We start from the raw sequence: 21,680 nt of genomic DNA, 5'->3' as shown, positions 1-21,680 counted from the left end.
CATCCCTATGGCACAATCTTCTCATTATTTTATTGGAATACCAATTGAGGAATCTCTCCGATCATGGCTGGCAGATTGGCAGAACCAACTAGAAAAAGCTGTATCATATAAAACGTGGACAAATAAAGAAGATTTTCATATTACACTTAAATTTTTAGGAGCGGTGAATGAAAAGCACTTGGAGCATGTCATTGAGCTAATGGATAATCTGGATGATATTGATTCTATTCACACTGAAATAGGTGGGCTTGGATTTTTTGGAAAGAGTGACCAGCCACGTGTGATGTGGGCTGGTGTTGAACATACTCCGCAGCTATTATCTTTACAAAATAAAATTGAAGAGCAGATATTAAAGCTGGATTTTGGTAAGGAAAATCGCCCTTATCGACCACATATTACGCTTGCGAAAAAGTGGGCTGACCCACAAAAAAAGCTGGAATCAAAGGATGAACTAGCCAACAGCTTGCCAAAACCAGACAAACAGATGATGGAAATTCATTCTTTCCATTTATATCAAATTGAGCCTCAAAATGAGGTCAAATATAAACCGATATTTACGAAAAAATTGAAATAAACGAGGTGTCAGCATATGGCACAATTAATAAAGCTACAAGACTATATATCAAGATATGAAATAGATTTTTATCGCTATCCCGGCCAATTTATACGCTTGAAAAAAGAAAATTGGCATAAGGTTTATGAACATTGGGAGTTGAATCAACCAAGAATTGAAACTCCAGAAGAACTGGAAACGAGTGGTACAAAAGAGTCCTTTTCACTCAAAAACTTGTTTATTAGAAGAAAAGAGAAGGATTTGTTCGCTCAACCATCAATTTCTACTGAACAAATTACCGATATCCCTAGAGATGAAGAGCAGCTAAAGCATAAATTTCTAGATCATATTTTTCGTTTTCAGTTAAAGTGGGCTTCAAGTACAATTAGAGAACAATCTGAACTAAGTGATGATTACAAATATAGCTCGACATTAAAATTTCTTCTTCAACGCTTACCTGACAGCTTTCTCGTTCTCTATCAGCCTATTTTCCGGTTGAAAAACGCTACAGTGGAGGGGGATATTATTATTATTACGCCTCTCTCTGTCTTGTGTTTAACCTTTTTAGATGAAGGGGAAGGCGTGAAAATAATCCCAAAGGAAGGGCGCACTTGGTTTGTGGAACAGGCAGATGTGCAATCTCGTATTCTAAGTCCATTAATTTCGCTGAAACGAACTGAACATATAATAAAAAGTATTTTTGCTAAATATGATATTGATATGCCAGTAAAAAAAGTAGTGATAAGTGAAAAAAATGAAATGGTGACCGACATGGAAACTTACAATACGAACTACATTGGAGAAGGTCAGTATGAGGAATGGTTTACTCAATTAAGAAAGCTTTCATCACCTTTAAAGCATGTTCAGCTAAAAGCAGGTGAAGCATTACTAAAGCATTGTCAAACTACTTCCTTTGAAAGACCAGAATGGCTGGAGGATGAAGAGCCAACTATGTTTGACCTAATGTGAATTTTGAGTAGTGGTGAAGTGGAACTAAAGGGGAATTGTGATGTATGTATTGATTGTTAACCCTGTTGCAGGTGAGGGAAGAGGAATGAAAGTGTATCAAGAGCTTAAACAGCATTCCCTCTATCAGCAAAAGAACTGTCGGTCATTTCTAACAGAATATCAAGGTCACGGGAAAGCCTTGGCCACTCAAGTTGCTCAAATGTATGGAACTCAGATCAAAGCCATCATTGTTGTTGGGGGAGATGGGACTCTAAACGAAGTGATGAACGGATTAAAGACATTTCCTGCTATGAATGTGGCGATCATACCAGCTGGTTCTGGTAATGATTTTGCACGTGCCTGTAAGATTGAACGTAAACCTGTCACCCTTTTTAAACAAATCATCAACAATCCTTCATGGAGATCTTATAGGTTAGGAAAAATAACGAAGGAAACAAGTCGGAAGCAAACTCCTCTTTTTGCTAATAGTATTGGTATTGGATTTGATGCAGTAGTAGCTAAGCAAGCAGATGAATCAAAATATAAAAAGTATATGAATCTACTGCGTTTAGGGATGCTGAGTTATTTGATTGCCCTGTTCCAAGTTTTATTTACCTATCAAACTAAAAAGATTCAGCTTGTCATAGATGGAAAGCCACTGGTATTTCAGCATACCTTTATGGTCACAGTAACCAACCACCCATTTTTTGGCGGTGGAATGAAAATTGTCCCTCATGCGAAAATGGATTCCGGCCGATTATATGTACTTATTATTGACCACATATCGAAGTGGAAGGTTCTTTTTTTGTTTTTTACCGTATTTTTTGGTAAACATACGACATTCAAAGAGGTATATATATATGAAGCCAGTGAAATCAAAGTCATTTTGAATGAGGAAAGGTCATATCAAATCGATGGACAAACTGGGAAAATAGGCTCTTTTACAATCACTAAGGACCACTTGATGAGAAAGATTCATAGATTTTAAAAATTCATCTTGAAATTACCCTGTAATATACGTTAATCTTAAGAGGTCGCCTTATTAGATTGTTATATTGAGATAGAGTAATAGAATGCTGAATAAATCAAAGGTCATGATTGAAGGTGAATGGGATTGGAACAAATACTAGGTAAAGAATGGACAATTACGCCAGCTGGTGGATCTACTGGTGAAGCCTACTATGCCAAAAGTGAAGAAAAAAGACTATTCTTAAAGAGAAATTCTTCTCCTTTTATTGCGGTATTATCTGCTGAAGGAATTGTTCCCAAGCTCGTTTGGACAAAGCGTTTGGAAAATGGCGATGTTATAACAGCACAACAATGGCTAGAAGGCCGTCAATTAACTCAGGACGAAATGAAACATGAACGAGTGGCAGCTCTATTAAGCAAAATTCACCATTCTACCGAATTAATTGATTTGTTCATGCGCATGGGGAAAAAACCGCTAGAGCCAGAAATGATTATGGCAAAGCTAAAGGAAACCCATTTTAATCAACGACAAGTAGACACAAGCCTTGATATCCACAAGGCATTAAAATATTTACAAGATAAGCTTCCATATGTTCAGCATAAAAATAAAGTGGTCTGCCATTGTGATGTGAACCATAACAACTGGTTGCTTGCACGTAATGAACAATTGTATTTAATAGATTGGGATAATGCTATGATTGCAGACCCAGCAATAGACATCGGTATTCTTTTGCAGAAATATGTACCGAGAGATGAATGGGCAAGTTGGCTCGATCGCTATGGCATCCACTATGATGAGGATATTCTAAATCGAATCAAATGGTATGTCATAGCACAGTCCGTATCCTTTATACAGTGGCATTATGAACGAAATGAAAATAAAGAATGCACAGTATGGCAAAATACATTACAAAAGATGTTAAGTAAAATAGAAGTATAAACTGTATGAAAAAAATTCCTTATTGTTTAAAATAATAAGGGATTTTTTACTTAGGAGGATGAAACATGCGTTTACGAAATAAACCGTGGGCTGATGACTTCATGAAGGAAAATCAGCAAATAGTTGAATTGTCTCCACTATCACATAAAGGAACATGGAGTGATGTTTTTGGGAACGACAACCCTATTCATCTGGAAATCGGTTCTGGTAAAGGTCAATTTATCGCAAATATGGCAAAACAGCATCCAGAATTTAATTTTATAGGAATGGAACGTGTCAAAAGTGTTATTGTTGGCGCGATTAAGAAAGTGAAGGAAAAAGAGGTCAGTAATGCTCGTCTTGTCAATGAAAATGCTGTTGATTTGCGAGACCTCTTTGCTGAAAATGAGGTTAATAAAATCTACTTAAACTTTTCCGATCCATGGCCAAAGGCTAGACATGAAAAAAGACGCCTAACTTATCACACATTTTTAACCCAGTACAAACACATTTTAAAACCTGATGGAGAAATTGTATTCAAAACAGATAATCAAAAGCTATTTGAATACTCTGTAGAAAGCTTCTCTAAATTTGGCATGCTAATAGAAGAGTTAACACTTGATTTGCACGCCCTTCAGGATCCGCTTAATGTTATGACAGAGTATGAGCAAAAATTCTCACAAAAAGGCCAGTCAATCTATCGTTGCCGAGCTCAGTTTCAATAATCATTCCCTCCTTTATATGTTAAACTGGGTATAGAGGAGGGGAAAAATAATGGAAACATTACAAGTTGGACGAGCAAAAATCACCTGGCTAAATGGCGGTGTGAATTTTTTGGATGGTGGAGCCATGTTCGGCGTTGTCCCGAAACCGTTATGGAGTAAAAAGTATCCCGTCAACGAAAAAAATCAAATTGAACTACGGACAGATCCGCTATTACTTCAAGTAGATGGGAAAAACTTTTTAGTTGACTCTGGGATCGGGAATAATAAATTAACAGAAAAACAACTGCGAAATTTTGGGGTATTAGAGCAATCAAGTGTAGAAGTATCATTAAACCAGCTCGGATTATCAACAAAAGACATCGACGCTATGTTAATGACTCATTTGCACTTTGACCATGCTTGTGGGCTTACTCGATGGGAAGGAAATCGTTTAGTTCCAAGTTTTGAAAACGCAACCATTTATACTACAGAAGTAGAATGGAATGAAATGAGGAACCCAAATATTCGTTCGCAAAATACATATTGGGAAGAGAATTGGAAGCCAGTTGAACATTTAGTGGAGACATTTACCGCGGAAATAGAGATTGTTCCTGGACTCAAAATGATTCACACAAGCGGCCATAGTGATGGACATGCAATCTTACTTTTTGAGGATCAAGAGGATACTTTTATACATATGGCCGATCTAATGCCAACACATGGTCACCAAAATGTATTGTGGGTACTGGCTTATGATGATTATCCGGTTAGATCCGTTCACAAAAAGGAAGAATGGATGAAAATAGGTTATGAAAAAAATGCTTGGTATACCTTCTATCATGACGCTCATTATCGTGCTTTAAAATTCAATTCAAGTGGAGAAGTTATCGATAAAGTTACACGGGAAAGGTATAGCTACGAAAGTTAAAAATTCCCCTTGTCAGCCAATGACAAGGGGAATTTTATAACTATGAATTTACATTTACCTTTGCAACGTCAATTATGGTTCCAGTTCGCGCATCGGCATAAAATTCATACTGAACGTTTTCACCATCGATGTCTCGTGAAATCCCTCCATGGTATACCTGGTCATGTAGGCTCTCCCTCATAAGTGGTTCAGGTCTCATGTAAATCCATGACCCTGTTATGTCTCCTGATTGCTTGAATTTACGTTTAACCATATTTAATACCTTTTCAGGTGCAATTTTTTCTTGAGGTAAATTTCTCCCTACTGCCAGTCCAACTACAGTACCAAGGCCTAACCCAATTAGCAAATTTCTCATACGCATATTACCACTCCCCGTTCGATATCTGTTATATTTAGTATAACTAAAAATTGGGATTTTAGCATTAAGCATTGGGAATTCTAAAAATATGCGTGCACAAAATTGGTCTTAGAGCTGAACTATTGGGAAAACAAAAGCTTTTAACCATGCATTCATCAGAACACTCCTATAGTGGAGGCAGAATACGGTGACTCCTATGGGAGGAAGCGTGGTGAAGGCCCCGCAGGAAGCGGTTTTTTCTTCTACTATCAAAAATTTACTGAGGCCGTGCCCATAGAAAGCGCAGTATTCTGCCGGAACGGTTTGCATGCACTCAATATTATTCAGAACGGCTTAGCAACACTAATGAGTCTAACAATGTCGCATTTTATATCTTTATAGTCGTAAACAATAAGAGCATTCTAAAAAATATAATTGGAAAGATTAAGATAGTTTCGATAAAATGAAGAGGATGACTATTGGATGGAGTTGATACATAATGAACAATGAAACCCTTGAATTATTCAAGACATTAACTGAATTACCAGGTGCACCTGGTAACGAGCATCAAGTTAGAAAATTTATGAAACAAGAACTTGGCAAATATTCTGATGAGATTGTACAAGACAATTTAGGCGGGGTATTTGGTGTAAGAAAAGGGAATGGCCCAAGAATCATGGTAGCTGGCCATATGGATGAAGTTGGTTTTATGGTGACTCAGATTACGAAAAACGGCATGATTCGTTTTCAAACACTAGGTGGCTGGTGGAGTCAGGTTCTACTTGCACAACGAGTGCAAATTATAACAGATAATGGTCCTGTAACTGGAGTTATTGGATCCATTCCACCTCATAATCTAACTGAAGAACAACGAAAGAAGCCAATGGAGATAAAGAATATGATGATTGATATTGGAGCTGATGATGAGGAAGATGCGAAACAGATTGGAATTAAACCAGGCCAGTCCATCGTTCCTATTTGCCCATTTACCCCTATGGCCAACGATAAGAAAATCTTGGCTAAAGCCTGGGATAATCGCTATGGCTGCGGACTGTCCGTTGAGCTTTTAAAGGAATTGCAAGGTGTGGACCTTCCAAACGAACTATATTCTGGTGCAACAGTTCAAGAAGAGGTTGGCTTAAGAGGAGCGCAGGTTGCGGCTAATATGATTCAACCTGATCTTTTCTTCGCTCTCGATGCATCTCCTGCTAATGATATGTCAGGTGATGATAAGGAATTTGGTCAGCTGGGTAAAGGAGCCTTACTACGAATTTTTGACCGCTCAATGATTACTCATCATGGCATGCGTGATTTTATTCTGGATACAGCTGAAACGAATAATGTTCCTTATCAATATTTCATCTCTCAAGGCGGTACAGATGCAGGAAGGGTACATATTAGTAACAATGGTATTCCTTCAGCCGTCATTGGTGTTTGTTCACGATATATTCATACACATGCATCCATTGTTCACGTAGATGATTATGCAGCTGCTAAGGAATTAATTGTAAATCTTGTCAAAACTGCTGATCAAAGCACAGTGGATAGTATTAAAAAGAGATAAGTTTAGAAAAGGGATGATGATACCATGAATATACTAGTCGGTTCAAGAAACCCTGCCAAAATCAATGCAGTACAAGCTATCTTTCCACACGCCAAAATTGATGGTATTGAAGTAGCATCTCAAGTATCATCACAGCCTTTTTCTCATGAAGAAACCCTGGAAGGTGCAATTAATCGAGCAAGGGAATGCGCCCAAACGAAAAAAGGTGTTATGGGAATAGGATTAGAAGGTGGCGTGACTGAGCTTTCCGGACAAATTTATTTATGTAATTGGGGCTCTTTAGTTGATGAAGAGGGAAATGAATTTACGGCTGCAGGAGCATCAATTCCTTTACCTGAAGAAGTAGCAAATGGTCTTGTTAAAGGTAAAGAGCTGGGCGATATTATGGAAGAATATACACAGCAGCAGGGAATACGTAAAAAAGAAGGAGCAATCGGGGTATTTACAAATCAACTGGTTGACCGTCAGGCGATGTTTTCCCATGTTGTAACACTTCTAAAAGGCCAATATGAATTTACACAAAAACGGATGGCCGAATAGCCATCCGTTTTACTACTTTATTCATATATATATGCTAATACTTCCAATGCTTGATCAACCGTTTCAACTGTTATATTGGCACGGTTAGATAGCTCTTTAAGGGGATGAACTAAGGAATCAGGACGAATTAAAATTAATGGTTTGTTAAGCGTAATCGCAGCACTTGCATCCATAGCTGTATTCCACTGTTTATACTTTTCACCAAATAAAGCGATTACGACATCAGATTTTTGCATCAAAACTTGAGTACGTAAATTATTCACACTTGAAGCAGCATCGTCTTTGATGACATTGTTTGGTTGAGTTCCTAAAATGTTTTCCCCGATATCATCGGATAAGTCATGATTTTCCTGCGGGCCAACGAAGGAAAGTGGTAATTCCCTTTCTACCGCCTTTCGTTTTAACTCTTCTCGCCAGCTAGTATGAATTTCCCCGGCTAAATAAACAATTAAATCCATAGTATCCCTCCTACTTTTTTTGCTATCATTATCATCCTTTTTTTGGTACCACTTGTCAAATCTTATATCCATAGTATTATTATAATAGAACTAGAAAAAATATAATTCTTTTTATAGTTTATATAAATTTCAAAATATAAAGTCAGGAGTGGAAAGTAGTGAATATCAATCGTATGAAACGCTATTTAGTATTGGGCATTAGTATAGGACTCATTTTCATTCTTAGTGGTTGCTTCTTATCAGAGGAAAAGGCACTTGAGAATGCGTTGGAGGAAGCTGAAACTGAATTTAATAAGGAAAAAGCAGAGGTAAACCAAACGATAGATGTGATCTCGTTACATCTTCCAGGTCAAATGGAGATTGATGGGAGTTCAAATAATAATGTCTTTTTAGAAGAAGAGGGTCAGGATTATTTGCTTTTCTATAACCAATTTGAAGGTGAAGACAGTAAGCATTTATTTGAAGGAATACAGGCCCGTGAGGATGGACTTCTTTTAGAATCCTTTGAACAGGAAGGTCGGTTTGGATTTATTGCGGTATTCCCTAATTCAAAAGAGGAACATTATGAAATACAGGTTGGTATCGGTGGTATCAAATTGACCACACTCACGACCAAGGATTCATTAGCTGACGAAGCCAAAAAAATGATGAATATCGTAAAATCTGCTAAAATAGAAAATCCTTAAAGAAGAAGAGGGACTTCCACTAACTATTCAAATGGAAGCCCCTCTTTTTAGTTATTGATGTCTTCTTCGTTTTCTAGTTCTTTAGAGCTATCAACTTCATCATCATCTTCTTGAATGTTTTCATCTTTAAGTGTGAATTCGCCTACCTCTGCTTCTAATTCCTGGGAAAGAGCGTGTAGATGAACGGCAGCTTCATTTAGCTGTTCAATTGTTTCCGTTTGATGCTCACTTGATGCGGCAACCTCTTCAGTAGTGGCCACAGCCTCTTCAGAAATTACACTGATTTCTTGAATTTTTTCATTTAGATTTTGATTTGCACTACTCATTTCATCAACTGAATCGTTCACATCTCTCATTTTATCATTCACATCATAAACGTGCTTTGTAATGTTAGAAAAAGCGTTTTTGGTTTCGATGACAGAATCTGATTGTTCCTGTTGATACTCGTTAAACTGATTGGCATCCCTAGACAGAGATTCCATTTGTGATGTCATGTTGTTAATTAATTGATAGATTTCAGCTGCCTCAGCTTTAGAACGTTCAGCTAATTTTCGTACTTCATCAGCAACAACAGCAAAGCCTCTACCGTTTTCTCCTGCTCTTGCAGATTCAATTGCAGCATTCAATGCTAGTAGATTTGTATTATCTGCAATCTCTTGTATTGTGGAAACAATTTGATTAATTTTTTTCGATTGCTCTGTTGCCTCAATGACCTCTTTTGTTAGATGATTAGCCAATTGAATAAAGTCATTAGACGTTTCTTCTAGCAATTTTACCTTTTCAATTCCTGACTTACTATCTTGTTCAGCGAGCTTTAACTCGTGTATGATTTTCTGATTAGCATTCTTCGTTTTCTCAATCGCTTGTGAAACACCATCGATTAATCTAGTGCTGTCTTCAATTTGACTAGCTTGTTCTTGAGAACCAACTGCGACTTGATTAATAGCTTCTGCTACTTCATTTGTTTGTAACGAAGACTGTTCTGAAATGGTCGTTAGATTTTTGGAAGAGTCTCCAAGAACATTAGAAGCCTCTAAGACTTTGACTAAGGAATGGTTCATTTTATCCGCCATATTATTAAAGGAACTTGCCAACTCAGCCATTTCATCCTTTCCTGTTACCTCAACTCGGTGGGAAAGGTTTCCGCTTTCTAAGTGATTGGCTCCCTGTTTTAACCGGTTGATAGATTGAATAATCTTACGGTTAAGAATAATGCCCATAATGAGGATAATAAATAAAGTGGCAATCCCGATTACAATAAAAAGCGTTGAAATAAATTCTTGAGACTGTTCTTGCTGTTGAATCATGTTGTTACTTTGATCTGTAGTCAAATCGTTTATATTCTTGACCTCAGTGTCAATATTAGCGGTTAATTTATTCAATTCACTTGACAATTGTTCGGTTGTTTCAATATTTTCGCGAATACTAACAATTGAATCTTTATAATGGGTTAATTCAGAATTAATTTCTTCCAACTGTTCAGTGGGAATATTTGGTAACTCCTCGAGGGATGTGGATAAAGACCTCATTTGAGAATTAAAGCTGTTTAAGTTACTGTCGACTCCGCTTTCCACATACTTGGATTCATTCATTCTCATCGATAATAAGATTTGTGTGTATTCAGTATTATCAAAATCTCTTAACAGATTATATGTATTGCTGTAAGCCTCTGTCACAGTTTGATATTGCCCACTATTTTCACTGAATCCAATTTCCCTTTGGAGGTCAATAATGGTTGATAGTTCATTTTTATATGTATCGATATGTTCAATAATTTTTTCAAAGCTATTTGATATGCTTTCATGGTCCTGTTGTAACTCTTTATATTCGTTGGCATTTTCACGAATTGAATCAACAGCGGTTATTAAGTTTTTAGCTCGTTCTTCTGATGGATCGTTCATAAAAATTCTTTCCTGATAGCGTGCCTGTAACATTTGATACTTTAAGTCTTCACTTTGTGTTAGAGCTGTTTGAATTTCACGCATCTCAACTGTCATCTTACTTTGCTCATTGAAAAAATAAATCGACAAAGTTACGATGACTGCTAAACTTATTATAGCTAATGTTAAAATAAAACGAATCTTTCCTTTAATAGTCCTCATTTTGTCCCACCTTTAAAATGTAAAATGAAAAAAATAATGAATTTTGTAGAAAACTTGTATATGTTTATTATAGAAATAATTGGTTTGAAAGACAATCAATTATCGGCAAATCGTTAGTATTAAATAATTTGTCAGATTGGAGAGAAGAAAATGCGGGCTTTTTTTAATCGGAAGGGGATTACACTTTCAATAAGAGAATATGTGATTACAGCATTAAGTTATATGGCTTTAGGACTTTTTTCCTCTTTAATTATTGGCGTTATTATCCAAACGTTAGGGAAGGTGCTACAGTATGCCCCTTTGATTGAAATGGGAAGTTTTGCCATGGATGCCAAGGTAATGGGAGGAGCAATCGGGGTAGCGATTGCGTATGGTTTAAAAGCGCCTCCTCTTGTAATGTTTGCTGCTTTATTTAGTGGAGCATTTGGAGCTGAAATGGGAGGACCAGCAGCGAGCTACATTGCTGCATTATTTTCGATTGAATTCGGTAAAATAGTTAGTGGAGAAACAAAATTAGATATTATCGTAACTCCATTTATAACCATTTTAATAGGCTTTATGACGGGCTCCATATTTGGGACTTACATACAAGTATTTTTAAGTGGTTTTGGAGATACGATTGAATGGGCAACCAATCAGCGTCCTTTTATAATGGGGGTTTTAGTAGCGCTTCTTATGGGACTTGCTTTGACTGCACCAATCTCAAGTGTGGCTATTGCGATTATGCTTGAGCTTGATGGACTGGCTGCAGGTGCTGCTACTATTGGGTGTTCGGCGCAAATGATTGGTTTTGCCATCAGCAGTTACCGAGAAAATGGTTTTGGAGGTTTGGTAGCACAAGGAATCGGAACGTCCATGCTTCAAATTGGAAATGTGATCAAGAATCCGCTCATACTATTGCCCCCCACAATATCAGGTATGGTTTTAGCTCCTTTCTCAACAGTCCTATTTCAGTTAGAGAACAATCCTGCCGGTGCGGGTATGGGAACAAGTGGACTTGTAGGGCAAATCATGACATTTCAAACAATGGGGATATCCTGGGATACATTATGGTTAATAATGTCATTGCATATCATTAGTCCCGCGCTAATAAGTTTGGTACTATCAGAGTTGTTCCGTAAACAAGGTTGGATCAAATTCGGAGACATGAAATTGACCTTAGGTGAAGGAGGAAAATAAATGATTACATTAAAATCAGAACAACAACTACAAACAGACTTTAAAAGCGGCAACGTCATTTTATTATTCTCAGCGGATTGGTGCCCTGATTGCCGTTTTATCGATCCATTTATGCCGGAAATAGAAGAGAAATATCGTGAAGACTTTATGTTTGTCTACGTGGACCGTGATCAGTTTATTGATCTATGTGCTAATTATAATGTGTTTGGTATCCCAAGCTTTGTGGCACTAGCGGATGGCGAGGTAGTGGATCGTTTTATTAGCAAGGACCGTAAGACGAGAGAAGAAATTGAAGACTTTTTAAATGGTGTACAAGCAAAATTAGAAAGCACTCATAAATAATATTGATTCATTCTTAAATAAAACATCCTTTGTCAATTTAGGGCAAAGGATGTTTTTGTGTTAAAACGAAAAACTGCTTTATTTCCTTATTTTTCAGGTTCATGATAAAATATTGGGTAGTTTGTTTAGATGAGGATAAAACATTCCTAACGAGTGCACATGTGCTTTGTATATAGGAGGATTTGATATAATGAAAATGACGAGTATTCAGATGAAGAGAAAATTAGAGGATTTGTTTGATAATCCGGATTGGAATACTTCCTTTGACCGGGATAAAGATAGCTTTCGAGTGGAATGGAAAGATACCAAAATGGGTGTAAATATTTCTTTACCAGGTGTTATTTCTAAATGGGAAGCAAGGAAAGAAGAGGCTTTAAAGGAGCTTTCTGAGCATATTCATGAAGCCTTAAGAATCATGCAAGAGAAGCAGGAGTTATCCGGAAAGGAAAAGAATATTTTTCCTGTCATTCGTTCTACTTCCTTCCCAACTGAAACGAAGAGTAAAAAGCGTTTAATTTATCGTGAACATACCGCTGAAACACGTATTTATTATGCATTAGACCTTGGAAAATCCTATCGTTTAATTGACGAGGAGTTATTAAAGTCGGAGGGGTGGACAGAGGAACGTTTGATGGAAGTAGCAAAATTTAATTTGCGCTCCTTACCAACCGATTACAAAAAGGATGAGGTCGCAGGAAATACATTTTACTTTGTTGCACCAAATGACGGCTACGATGCAAGTCGTATTTTAAATGAGGCATTTTTGGAGGAAATGATGGCCAATACAGAAGGGGAGCTAGCTTTAGCAGTTCCGCATCAAGATGTCTTGATTTTAGCTGACATTAAAAACCCAACAGGATACGATGTTTTGGCTCAAATGACGATGCAGTTTTTTGCAGAGGGTCGAATACCGATTACCTCTCTTTCATTCCTATACGAAGATAAAAAATTAGAACCAATTTTTATTCTTGCTAAAAATAAAAAACGTGAAGATAAGTAAAAAGGGGTTGTTTTTCATGCAATTGTTTTATAATCAAAAAGGTATCGGTGATGTATTAATCGTTACCCTAGAACAGGGAGAACGCAACAATCTAAGCTCATCTAAGAATGGGGATGTCGTGAAAATCGCGGCTAAAGACACAAACAAAACGTTAGGCTACAACATTTTTCAGGCGTCTAATTACTTTAATATAACAGAAGAGGGACCCATTAAATTGACTGAAGATTGGGTAGAGAGTATTCAAGATGTCTTTTCTCAAAATCAATTGGATGACCAATTAGATGTGGACCTCTCTCCTAAGTTTGTTGTTGGTTTTGTAAAGGAAAAAGAGCAGCATGAGAATGCGGACAAGTTAAGTGTTTGTCAGGTGGATGTTGGCGATGAAGTGCTGCAAATTGTCTGTGGAGCTCCCAATGTTGAGCAAGGACAAAAGGTTGTGGTGGCAAAGCCAGGAGCAACTATGCCGAGTGGGATGATTATTAAGGATGCCAAGCTAAGAGGAGTTCCCTCATCAGGTATGATTTGCTCAGCAAAAGAATTGGATTTGCCTGATGCCCCAAAGGAAAAAGGAATCCTAGTGCTAGATGATGAGTACGATGTTGGAAAACCGTTTGAATTTTAATTATCTAAAAGCCGCTTATATAGCGGTTTTTTTTATACTATAGGAAAGTCGAATTGAAGTGTATGAGCATTGATTTTCACGATTACGGGAGAAATTCATGTTTTCCAGTATACAAAAGTAATCAGATGTCACGTATAATAGAATTATGTTTGTTTTGGCCGGGCTAAATTTTTATAAGGAAAGAGTGATACAGCTATGTTATATCGATTGAAACAATGGTTAAAGGAGATTTTTTCAGAAGATGAAGAAGTCCAATCTATGCAACCGCCTAAAAATCGATCCATTCAGCAGGATTCTAAGTCACAATCTTTTGGCTCACAATCCGTACATACCAAAATGTCTTTTCAATACCCAAATCAAGATTCCTATCCTTTTCCTATTATGAAGGATTATGAGCGACCTAAGGCACCTAAGCCATCAAGAGAGCCGAAGACCATGGAGAGAGACGAACCTAAATCTACATATAAAGTCGAGACTACAATGGAAGAAAAGAAGTCATTTCGTCCAACAGAGGTCCCTTCCCCTATATATGGATTTCAGCAGAGAAAGCCAGAAGAGGATGAACATTCGATAAATGATATTCCGACATATTTACGCAAGAGGAATACAACCCTAAAAACAGAACAAACATCTGAGCAGACTTCTTCACCTGAACCTAGGATAACTAGACAGAAAGGTGAAAATAAAAATTCAGAAGAGGATTATCATGAAAAAGTAATCCCCTTTCAAACCAGGGCAAAAAAAGAAATACTGCAAGAGGAACCCATACATCAAAAGGGAAAAAAGATACAAGAAGAGCCAGTTCAGGAGCATAAATCTGAAGAGACGAAGCAAGAGACAAAGCAGGAATTTCAATTCACATCCAAGCCTAGGACAGATAAGCCCTATAATGTGATGATGACACCAGGGGATAAAAGAAGGTTGAATCAAAATAAACCAAAGACCAAACCAGATAATCCTACCTATCCACCTCTTCACTTATTAAATGATATAGCGAATGAAGCTACGACCAATGAAGAGTGGCTAGTAGGACAGCAACGTAAACTCGAAACAACACTAGATCAATTTAATGTGAAAGCAAAGGTTACCGATGTGAAACGTGGTCCGTCTGTAACCAGATTTGAAGTCCAGCCTGATATAGGGGTGAAAGTGAATAAGTTCACTAATTTAACTGACGATATAAAGCTTAATTTAGCAGCAGCGGATATTCGTATGGAGGCTCCGATTCCCGGAAAAAGTGCAATAGGTATCGAGGTTCCAAACCCACATCCTACCATGGTCTCCATGCAAGAAATATTAAAAAATGAGTCGTTTCGCAATCATTCATCCAGCTTAGCTGTTGGTTTGGGGCTGGACATAGAGGGTGAAACAGTTGTTACTGATTTAAAGAAAATGCCCCATGGGTTAATTGCTGGAGCTACGGGGTCTGGGAAAAGTGTATGTATCAATACGATTTTAGTCAGTTTATTGTATAGAGCATCTTATAAAGATGTGAAATTTCTACTTATTGACCCGAAAGTAGTGGAGTTAGCTCCATATAATCAAATTCCACATTTAGTATCGCCTGTGATTACGGATGTAAAAGCAGCTACTGCATCGTTAAAATGGGCTGTAGAAGAAATGGAGAATCGTTACTCCATATTTGCTCGAGAGGGAGTAAGAGATATTGATCGCTTTAATGAAAAAATAAAGCAAGCCAATCGCCATGAAGAAAAAATGCCCTATATCATTATTGTCATCGATGAGTTGGCCGACTTAATGATGGCAGCTCCTCAAGATGTAGAGGATGCCATTAGTCGTATTGCTCAAAAAGCTAGAGCCTGTGGCATACATTTATTAATTGCTACACAACGACCATCTGTAGATGTAATAACGGGCTTAATTAAAGCCAACGTTCCAACCAGAATTGCCTTTAGTGTTTCTTCCCAGGTAGATTCACGTACCATTATCGATATGAATGGAGCGGACAAGCTGTTAGGAAAAGGAGACATGCTCTTCTTAGGCAATGGCGCTCAAAAAACGAGACGTATTCAGGGGGCTTTTGTTTCGGATGAAGAGGTAGAAAGAGTTACAAACTACGTTAAGAAGCTTGCTCCACCGCAATATTTATTTGAGCAAGAGGATTTAATTCAACAGGCATCCATAGAGGAATATGAGGATGAATTATTGCAGGATGCGATTGAGCTTGTTGTTGAAGATGGACGTGCCAGCACTTCCTTACTCCAAAGGAAGTTCAGCATAGGCTATAATCGTGCAGCTCGCATGATCGATCGTCTTGAAGAGATAGGCTTAATCTCTGGTCAAAATGGAAGTAAGCCTAGAGAGGTATTACTTAGTCGAGATCAGGTTCATGAAATGCTCCAACTAGGAGATAAATAAAGACAAGGAGTCACGAAGAAGAATAAGGCTTATTCATTTCATCTGCTTATGTTACAATATGTTGGATGAAGCCTCCAGTTCGTATGGACAGCAAATACATTTAAAGAGGGATTAGAAATGAAGGAAATTGAGCTTAAAATGAAGGGGAAAATAAGTAGGCTAACAAATAAAACCTTTAAATTTGATGAACGTGTTGGAGAAGGTTGGTTTTCAGCAGTATATTTTTTGAAGACAAAAGACATTGTTGAAAAAGAAATACCTGATAACCAAGTGAAGATACAGTTTTTTCAAAAGAATGATGCTGTTTTGTGTGGTACTGATGAAGCGATTGCGCTCGTTCATACATTTGCTGACAACCCAGAGGATTTAGAAATATATTCGTTAAAGGACGGAGATAAGGTAAGTCCATTTGAAACCGTATTAACGATTGAAGGGCCATATCAAAGCTTTGGATATTTAGAAGGAATTATTGATGGAATTCTAGCCAGAAGAACTTCGGTTGCAACGAATGTTTATAATGTTGTGAAGGCCGCCCGTACATCTGGAAAGCAAAAGCCAGTTATTTTTATGGGCGATCGTGATGATCACTATACCCAACAAGCTGGGGATGGTTATGCTGCCTATATCGGGGGTTCTACTGCCCAAGCCACTCATGCCATGAATGAATGGTGGGGGAAGGAAGGTATGGGCACAATGCCACATGCTCTCATTCAAATGTTTAGAGGAGATATTGTAGCAGCAACACGTGCCTATCAGAAGACCTTTCCTAAGGATGATTTAGTCGCTTTAGTGGATTACAATAATGATGTGGTTACTGACTCCTTAAAGGTAGCTAGGGAATTTGGGGAAGAGTTAAAAGGAGTGCGACTGGACACCTCACGTACCCTTGTAGATAAATATTTTTTCCGTAATCCTCATCTTATGGGAACCTTTGACCCTAGAGGAGTTAATCCGGAACTAATCTTTGCTTTAAGACGCGCTTTAGACGATGAAGGGTTTGAGCATGTCAATATCATGGCAAGCGGTGGTTTTAATGAGGAGAGAATTCGTCGATTTGAGGAAGATAATGTTCCTGTCGATATGTACGGGGTAGGGAGAAACCTACTAACGATGAATATTGGATTTACTGGTGACAATGTCTTGTTAAACGGAAAACCTGAAGCAAAGGAAGGACGTAGGCTACGTCCAAATCCGCGCTTAGAGAAGGTTGATTATGTGCGTAATTATGAAATTGAATAATGTGAGGAAGAACCCTTGTCCATCGACAAGGGTTCTGCCGACACTATTTTAGATCCAAAAAATATTTCATTCACTCTTGGCTATGAATTTGATATACTTTATAAAGATTCATTCCGCTAAAGCATGAAAACATACAATAATTTATTGCGTTTCGAAATAGCAAGTGGTCTAGAAAATACATATAGTACATTAGAATGAGAGTATGTGGAGGTTCAAGTTTATGACTACTTACCACTTCATTGGTATAAAAGGGACTGGAATGAGTGCATTAGCACAAATTCTTCATGATGCAGGTGAAAAAGTGCAGGGGTCTGATGTAGCTAAGCATTTTTTTACACAAGAGGCACTTGAGGAACGTAACATTCCTATGATGACATTTTCAGAAGAAAATATTCATGATGGATTAACTATCATTGCTGGAAATGCTTTTCCAGATGAGCATGAAGAAATTAAAAAAGCAAAGGAATTGGAATTACCATTTTATCGTTATCACGATTTCCTTGGAGAATGGATTAACAACTACGTAAGTATTGCTGTTACTGGGTCACATGGAAAAACCTCAACGACCGGATTACTTGCCCATGTACTCCAGCAAGTGAAGCCTACTTCATATTTAATTGGTGATGGTACAGGGTCTGGTCATGAAGATAGTAAATACTTTGTGTTCGAAGCCTGCGAATATCGTAGACACTTTTTATCGTATCAACCAGATTATGCAATTATGACGAACATTGATTTTGACCACCCTGATTATTTCACAAGTGTTGAGGACGTTTTCGATGCTTTTCAAGAGATGGCGATGAATGTGAAAAAGGGAATCATTGCTTGCGGGGATGACGAAGAGCTACAGCATATTCAACCGAAGGTACCCGTCGTATACTATGGCCTAGCTGAAGACAATGACTTTCAAGCGAAAAATGTGAAGGAAACGGAAAACGGAACCGTATTTGATGTGTTTGTTCGAAATACCTTTTATGACACATTTGAGATTTCATCATATGGAACCCATAACGTGTTAAATGCTTTATCTGTTATTGCTTTGTGTGATTATGAGGGCATCAATTCAGATGACATTAAAACTTTAAAAACGTTTGGTGGTGTAAAGCGCCGTTTTACCGAAAAGGAATGGGAAGATGGTCAAATATTAATTGACGATTATGCTCACCACCCTAAAGAAATCGAAGCCACCATTGATTCAGCACGAAAAAAGTATGCAAATAAAGAGATTGTAGCCATTTTCCAACCGCATACGTTTACAAGAACGAAAACCTTTTTAGAAGAATTTGCTGAAAGCTTACGGATAGCAGACAAAATCTATCTTTGTGATATTTTTAGCTCAGCAAGAGAAAAGTCCGGAAATTTAACTATCAAAGATCTTCAAAATAAAATTGAAGGTGCTCATCTCCTCGAACTCGACCACACTGAGGTGCTCAAAGAGCATCCAAACAGTGTATTAATCTTTATGGGAGCAGGAGATGTTCAGAAGTACCAGGAGGCGTATGAGGAGTTAAAGTAAAATCTGGTAATAAAAAGTCGCTCATTATAAATGATGAGCGACTTTTTTGCACTTAAGGATTAAACTAAAGACAGTCGTGTATTTCTAATCATAAATAAGACATAATTTGTACATAATGATAGGTAGGAATTTTGCTATTGTTTGACGAAAGTTGTTTATGGGTATAGATTTAATATAATAAATATTTAAAGTGGAGATTGTAAAATACATAATAAGGAGTTGAGTGGGCAGAATGGAGGTCCTACTTTATATTGCAGCTATCATTGCTGCTGTTGCCTTTTTAGTATTGGTGATTTATCTAGCAGGTACATTAAAAGCAACGAGACGTACTTTAGATAATGTTGCCGATACATTAGAGGGCTTTGAAAAACAAATGCAAGGAATTACAACAGAAACTACAGCCCTTTTAAACAAAACGAATAAGCTAGCTGAGGATGTTCAGGAAAAATCGCAAAAACTAAACAATCTTGTCGAAGGAATACACGGCGTTGGCGATTCTGTTAAGCAATTTAATGGATCCATTCAAAAGCTATCGAATGAGATTATTAAGGAATCTGAGCAAAACAAAGAAAATGCAGCACAAGCCGTTAAATGGGGACAAGCTATATTAGATTTGTGGAAAAGATATAAAAAATAAAATTTTCATTTTAAGGAGGAGTTATTGTGAGTAGAGAAGAAAAAAATCAGAATGAAAACATTAATAGCAAAGACTTTTTACTTGGGACATTAATCGGAGGTATTGTTGGAGCCTCTGCAGCGCTTTTACTTGCCCCTAAATCTGGTAAAGAACTACGCCATGATCTAAATGAGGGTGCCCATCAAGTTCGTGAGCGTGCTGGCGAATGGAAGGATGTTGCTTATGAGAAGGGAACAGAGTGGCGTCAAATAGCACGTGAAAAAACGGATCAAATTTCATCTAACCTATCCGAGAAAACAAAGGACTTTAGTGAGCGTGTAAAAGATACAAAGGATCAAATCCAGGATAAGGTGACAAAGCTACGTGACAATCAAAATGATGATGACGTAGCTAATATGATTGAGGAAGCAGCTGAAGATTTAGAAAAACAGTAATTTTTGAAGGTGGATTAGCATGAGTCTACAAGTACTAGAAAATAAAAGTGATTTAGAAAAAGTTATACAGGAGCATGAGCAATTCTTTTTACTTAAACATAGCCTAACATGTCCGATTAGTGCCGAGGCAAAGCAACAGTTTGAATCATTTGCGCAAAATAGTGAGTGCCCTTCCTACATTCTACATGTTCAGGAAGCACGACCATTATCAAATGATATTGCGGATACCTACGAGGTTAAGCACGAATCACCACAGGCATTACTTTTTGATCATAATAAAATCGTTTGGAATGCATCACATTGGGATGTAACCGAAAAAGCCTTAAATGAAGTACAGCAAAGCAAAGCTGCGCAATAAGAGTCCAAATCAAATGGGCTCTTTTTTTCTATCTTCTTAGTAGAAAAATACGAAAATTTAAAATACAGTAATGACAATAAGCAAAAGATTCGTTATAATAGTTGCTAATTATTTATTAGAATAGTTGAGTTATAGTTTAACAGAAGGTGGGAGGATTAATCGTGAGCAATGAACAATTAGACAAGTTGAGAGCAGAACTAGACCAGGTAAACTTAGATCTCTTATCTTTAATTAACAGAAGAGGTCAACTCGTACAACAAATTGGTGAAGTGAAAGAAAAGCATGGTATGAATCGTTTTGACCCTGTACGTGAGAGAGACATGTTGAATAAAATTTTGGAAGAACATAACGGTCCTTTTGAATATTCAACAATTGAACATTTGTTTAAAGAAATATTTAAAATGGCACTTGAATTACAAGAGGATGACCATAGAAAAGCATTACTGGTATCCAGAAAAAATAAGCCTGAGGATACAGTTGTCAATATTAAAGGTGAAACTGTTGGCGATGGTAATCTACATTATGTCATGGGCCCTTGTGCTGTAGAAAGCTACGAACAAGTGGCTGAAGTTGCTAAGGTAGTCAAGAGCCAAGGACTAAAGATGCTTAGAGGTGGTGCTTTTAAACCTCGTACATCTCCTTATGATTTCCAAGGACTAGGAATTGAAGGGTTAAAAATTCTCAAGCAGGTTGCCGATGAGTTTGATTTAGCCGTAGTAAGTGAAATTGTAAGCCCAGCTGATATTGAAGAAGCTTGTGAATATATTGATGTGATTCAAATTGGTGCCCGAAACATGCAAAACTTTGAATTGCTTAAGGCAGCAGGATCGGTACAAAAACCAGTATTATTAAAAAGAGGCTTAGCTGCTCAAATCTCAGAATTTATCAATGCTGCTGAATATATTATTTCACGAGGCAATGAAAATATTATTCTCTGTGAACGAGGCATTCGTACCTATGAAAAGGCAACTCGTAATACGCTAGATATCTCAGCTGTTCCAATCCTAAAACAAGAAACACATTTACCAGTACTAGTTGACGTCACACATTCCACTGGCCGTCGTGATTTACTTCTACCAACAGCTAAAGCAGCTGTAGCGATTGGGGCTGACGGTGTGATGGCGGAAGTACATCCAGATCCAGCTGTAGCCTTATCTGATTCACAACAGCAAATGGATATCCCAACCTTTGAAAAGTTCATGGCAGAATTAAAGAAAATGAATCGATAATATCCAGAAAGTGTTTGTCTTGCTCGAACAAGACAAA

Annotated in this window: 23 protein-coding genes; 20 read left to right on the top strand and 3 right to left on the bottom strand. The window is 37.5% G+C overall.

Features of this window, described 5'->3' with window-relative positions; translation table 11 throughout:
* The first annotated feature begins 7 nt into the window (after nucleotides 1-7).
* The 6 genes from thpR (at nucleotide 8) to GH754_RS15690 (ending at nucleotide 5,021) form a co-directional block, all read left to right on the top strand.
* Entirely contained in the window at nucleotides 8-574 is a 567-nt protein-coding gene (thpR, locus tag GH754_RS15715; protein ID WP_153729636.1) for an RNA 2',3'-cyclic phosphodiesterase, read from the top strand.
* Nucleotides 575-589: 15 nt separating this feature from the next.
* Nucleotides 590-1,522 (top strand): nuclease-related domain-containing protein, encoded by a 933-nt coding sequence (locus GH754_RS15710; protein ID WP_153729635.1) that lies wholly within the window; start codon nucleotides 590-592, stop codon nucleotides 1,520-1,522.
* A gap of 40 nt (nucleotides 1,523-1,562) precedes the next feature.
* The gene (locus GH754_RS15705) at nucleotides 1,563-2,489 is read left to right on the top strand and encodes a diacylglycerol/lipid kinase family protein (protein ID WP_153729634.1); all 927 of its coding nucleotides are present in this window, start codon (nucleotides 1,563-1,565) and stop codon (nucleotides 2,487-2,489) included.
* Between the two features lie 126 nt (nucleotides 2,490-2,615).
* The gene (locus tag GH754_RS15700) at nucleotides 2,616-3,410 is read left to right on the top strand and encodes a phosphotransferase (protein ID WP_153729633.1); all 795 of its coding nucleotides are present in this window, start codon (nucleotides 2,616-2,618) and stop codon (nucleotides 3,408-3,410) included.
* Nucleotides 3,411-3,475: 65 nt separating this feature from the next.
* Nucleotides 3,476-4,114, top strand: a complete 639-nt coding sequence (gene trmB / locus GH754_RS15695; RefSeq protein ID WP_153729632.1) for a tRNA (guanosine(46)-N7)-methyltransferase TrmB — start codon at nucleotides 3,476-3,478, stop codon at nucleotides 4,112-4,114.
* A gap of 49 nt (nucleotides 4,115-4,163) precedes the next feature.
* Nucleotides 4,164-5,021 (top strand): YtnP family quorum-quenching lactonase, encoded by an 858-nt coding sequence (locus tag GH754_RS15690; RefSeq protein ID WP_153729631.1) that lies wholly within the window; start codon nucleotides 4,164-4,166, stop codon nucleotides 5,019-5,021.
* Nucleotides 5,022-5,061: 40 nt separating this feature from the next.
* Here GH754_RS15690 and GH754_RS15685 read toward each other — a convergent pair whose 3' ends face one another.
* Nucleotides 5,062-5,382 (bottom strand): PepSY domain-containing protein, encoded by a 321-nt coding sequence (locus GH754_RS15685; RefSeq protein ID WP_194841379.1) that lies wholly within the window; start codon nucleotides 5,380-5,382, stop codon nucleotides 5,062-5,064.
* A gap of 475 nt (nucleotides 5,383-5,857) precedes the next feature.
* On the opposite strand from GH754_RS15685, the gene GH754_RS15680 reads away from it, so the two are divergent.
* Nucleotides 5,858-6,922: a M42 family metallopeptidase gene (locus tag GH754_RS15680; protein WP_153729629.1), complete on the top strand. Its 1,065-nt coding sequence runs from the start codon at nucleotides 5,858-5,860 to the stop codon at nucleotides 6,920-6,922.
* 24 nt (nucleotides 6,923-6,946) lie between these two features.
* Nucleotides 6,947-7,462, top strand: a complete 516-nt coding sequence (locus GH754_RS15675) for a DUF84 family protein (RefSeq protein WP_153729628.1) — start codon at nucleotides 6,947-6,949, stop codon at nucleotides 7,460-7,462.
* 17 nt (nucleotides 7,463-7,479) lie between these two features.
* Here the strand turns inward: GH754_RS15675 and GH754_RS15670 are convergent, their stop codons facing one another.
* Complete coding sequence (locus GH754_RS15670) at nucleotides 7,480-7,920, bottom strand: YtoQ family protein (protein WP_153729627.1); 441 nt, start codon at nucleotides 7,918-7,920, stop codon at nucleotides 7,480-7,482.
* Between the two features lie 158 nt (nucleotides 7,921-8,078).
* On the opposite strand from GH754_RS15670, the gene GH754_RS15665 reads away from it, so the two are divergent.
* Nucleotides 8,079-8,606, top strand: a complete 528-nt coding sequence (locus GH754_RS15665) for a hypothetical protein (RefSeq protein WP_153729626.1) — start codon at nucleotides 8,079-8,081, stop codon at nucleotides 8,604-8,606.
* Nucleotides 8,607-8,653: 47 nt separating this feature from the next.
* On the opposite strand, the gene GH754_RS15660 is transcribed toward GH754_RS15665, so the two are convergent.
* On the bottom strand, nucleotides 8,654-10,708 hold the full coding sequence (locus GH754_RS15660; RefSeq protein WP_153729625.1) for a methyl-accepting chemotaxis protein: 2,055 nt from the start codon (nucleotides 10,706-10,708) through the stop codon (nucleotides 8,654-8,656).
* 150 nt (nucleotides 10,709-10,858) lie between these two features.
* Between GH754_RS15660 and GH754_RS15655 the strand changes: the two genes are divergently transcribed.
* The 11 genes from GH754_RS15655 (at nucleotide 10,859) to GH754_RS15605 (ending at nucleotide 21,643) form a co-directional block, all read left to right on the top strand.
* Complete coding sequence (locus tag GH754_RS15655) at nucleotides 10,859-11,887, top strand: PTS transporter subunit IIC (RefSeq protein WP_153729624.1); 1,029 nt, start codon at nucleotides 10,859-10,861, stop codon at nucleotides 11,885-11,887.
* Nucleotides 11,888-12,229: a thioredoxin family protein gene (locus GH754_RS15650; RefSeq protein WP_153729623.1), complete on the top strand. Its 342-nt coding sequence runs from the start codon at nucleotides 11,888-11,890 to the stop codon at nucleotides 12,227-12,229. It begins immediately after the preceding gene.
* Between the two features lie 190 nt (nucleotides 12,230-12,419).
* Complete coding sequence (locus tag GH754_RS15645) at nucleotides 12,420-13,229, top strand: DUF1444 domain-containing protein (RefSeq protein ID WP_153729622.1); 810 nt, start codon at nucleotides 12,420-12,422, stop codon at nucleotides 13,227-13,229.
* 16 nt (nucleotides 13,230-13,245) lie between these two features.
* The gene (ytpR, locus tag GH754_RS15640; protein WP_153729621.1) at nucleotides 13,246-13,851 is read left to right on the top strand and encodes a YtpR family tRNA-binding protein; all 606 of its coding nucleotides are present in this window, start codon (nucleotides 13,246-13,248) and stop codon (nucleotides 13,849-13,851) included.
* 195 nt (nucleotides 13,852-14,046) lie between these two features.
* Nucleotides 14,047-16,230, top strand: coding sequence for a DNA translocase FtsK (locus GH754_RS15635; RefSeq protein ID WP_153729620.1), 2,184 nt, complete (start codon nucleotides 14,047-14,049; stop codon nucleotides 16,228-16,230).
* Nucleotides 16,231-16,347: 117 nt separating this feature from the next.
* Entirely contained in the window at nucleotides 16,348-17,469 is a 1,122-nt protein-coding gene (locus GH754_RS15630) for a nicotinate phosphoribosyltransferase (RefSeq protein WP_153729619.1), read from the top strand.
* Nucleotides 17,470-17,689: 220 nt separating this feature from the next.
* Nucleotides 17,690-18,985: a UDP-N-acetylmuramate--L-alanine ligase gene (murC, locus tag GH754_RS15625; RefSeq protein WP_153729618.1), complete on the top strand. Its 1,296-nt coding sequence runs from the start codon at nucleotides 17,690-17,692 to the stop codon at nucleotides 18,983-18,985.
* Between the two features lie 232 nt (nucleotides 18,986-19,217).
* Nucleotides 19,218-19,622 carry a DUF948 domain-containing protein gene (locus tag GH754_RS15620; protein ID WP_153729617.1) on the top strand — a complete coding sequence of 135 codons (405 nt, stop codon included), beginning with the start codon at nucleotides 19,218-19,220 and terminating at the stop codon, nucleotides 19,620-19,622.
* A gap of 26 nt (nucleotides 19,623-19,648) precedes the next feature.
* The gene (locus GH754_RS15615; protein ID WP_323742063.1) at nucleotides 19,649-20,056 is read left to right on the top strand and encodes a YtxH domain-containing protein; all 408 of its coding nucleotides are present in this window, start codon (nucleotides 19,649-19,651) and stop codon (nucleotides 20,054-20,056) included.
* A 19-nt stretch (nucleotides 20,057-20,075) separates the two neighbouring features.
* Nucleotides 20,076-20,414: a bacillithiol system redox-active protein YtxJ gene (gene ytxJ / locus GH754_RS15610; RefSeq protein WP_153729616.1), complete on the top strand. Its 339-nt coding sequence runs from the start codon at nucleotides 20,076-20,078 to the stop codon at nucleotides 20,412-20,414.
* Between the two features lie 161 nt (nucleotides 20,415-20,575).
* Nucleotides 20,576-21,643 carry a bifunctional 3-deoxy-7-phosphoheptulonate synthase/chorismate mutase gene (locus GH754_RS15605; RefSeq protein ID WP_323742062.1) on the top strand — a complete coding sequence of 356 codons (1,068 nt, stop codon included), beginning with the start codon at nucleotides 20,576-20,578 and terminating at the stop codon, nucleotides 21,641-21,643.
* Nucleotides 21,644-21,680 lie beyond the last annotated feature (37 nt).

The organism is Salinibacillus xinjiangensis (assembly GCF_009649735.1).
Lineage (GTDB): Bacteria > Bacillota > Bacilli > Bacillales > Alkalibacillaceae > Salinibacillus > Salinibacillus xinjiangensis.
This window is presented reverse-complemented; position numbering and strand designations above follow the sequence as displayed.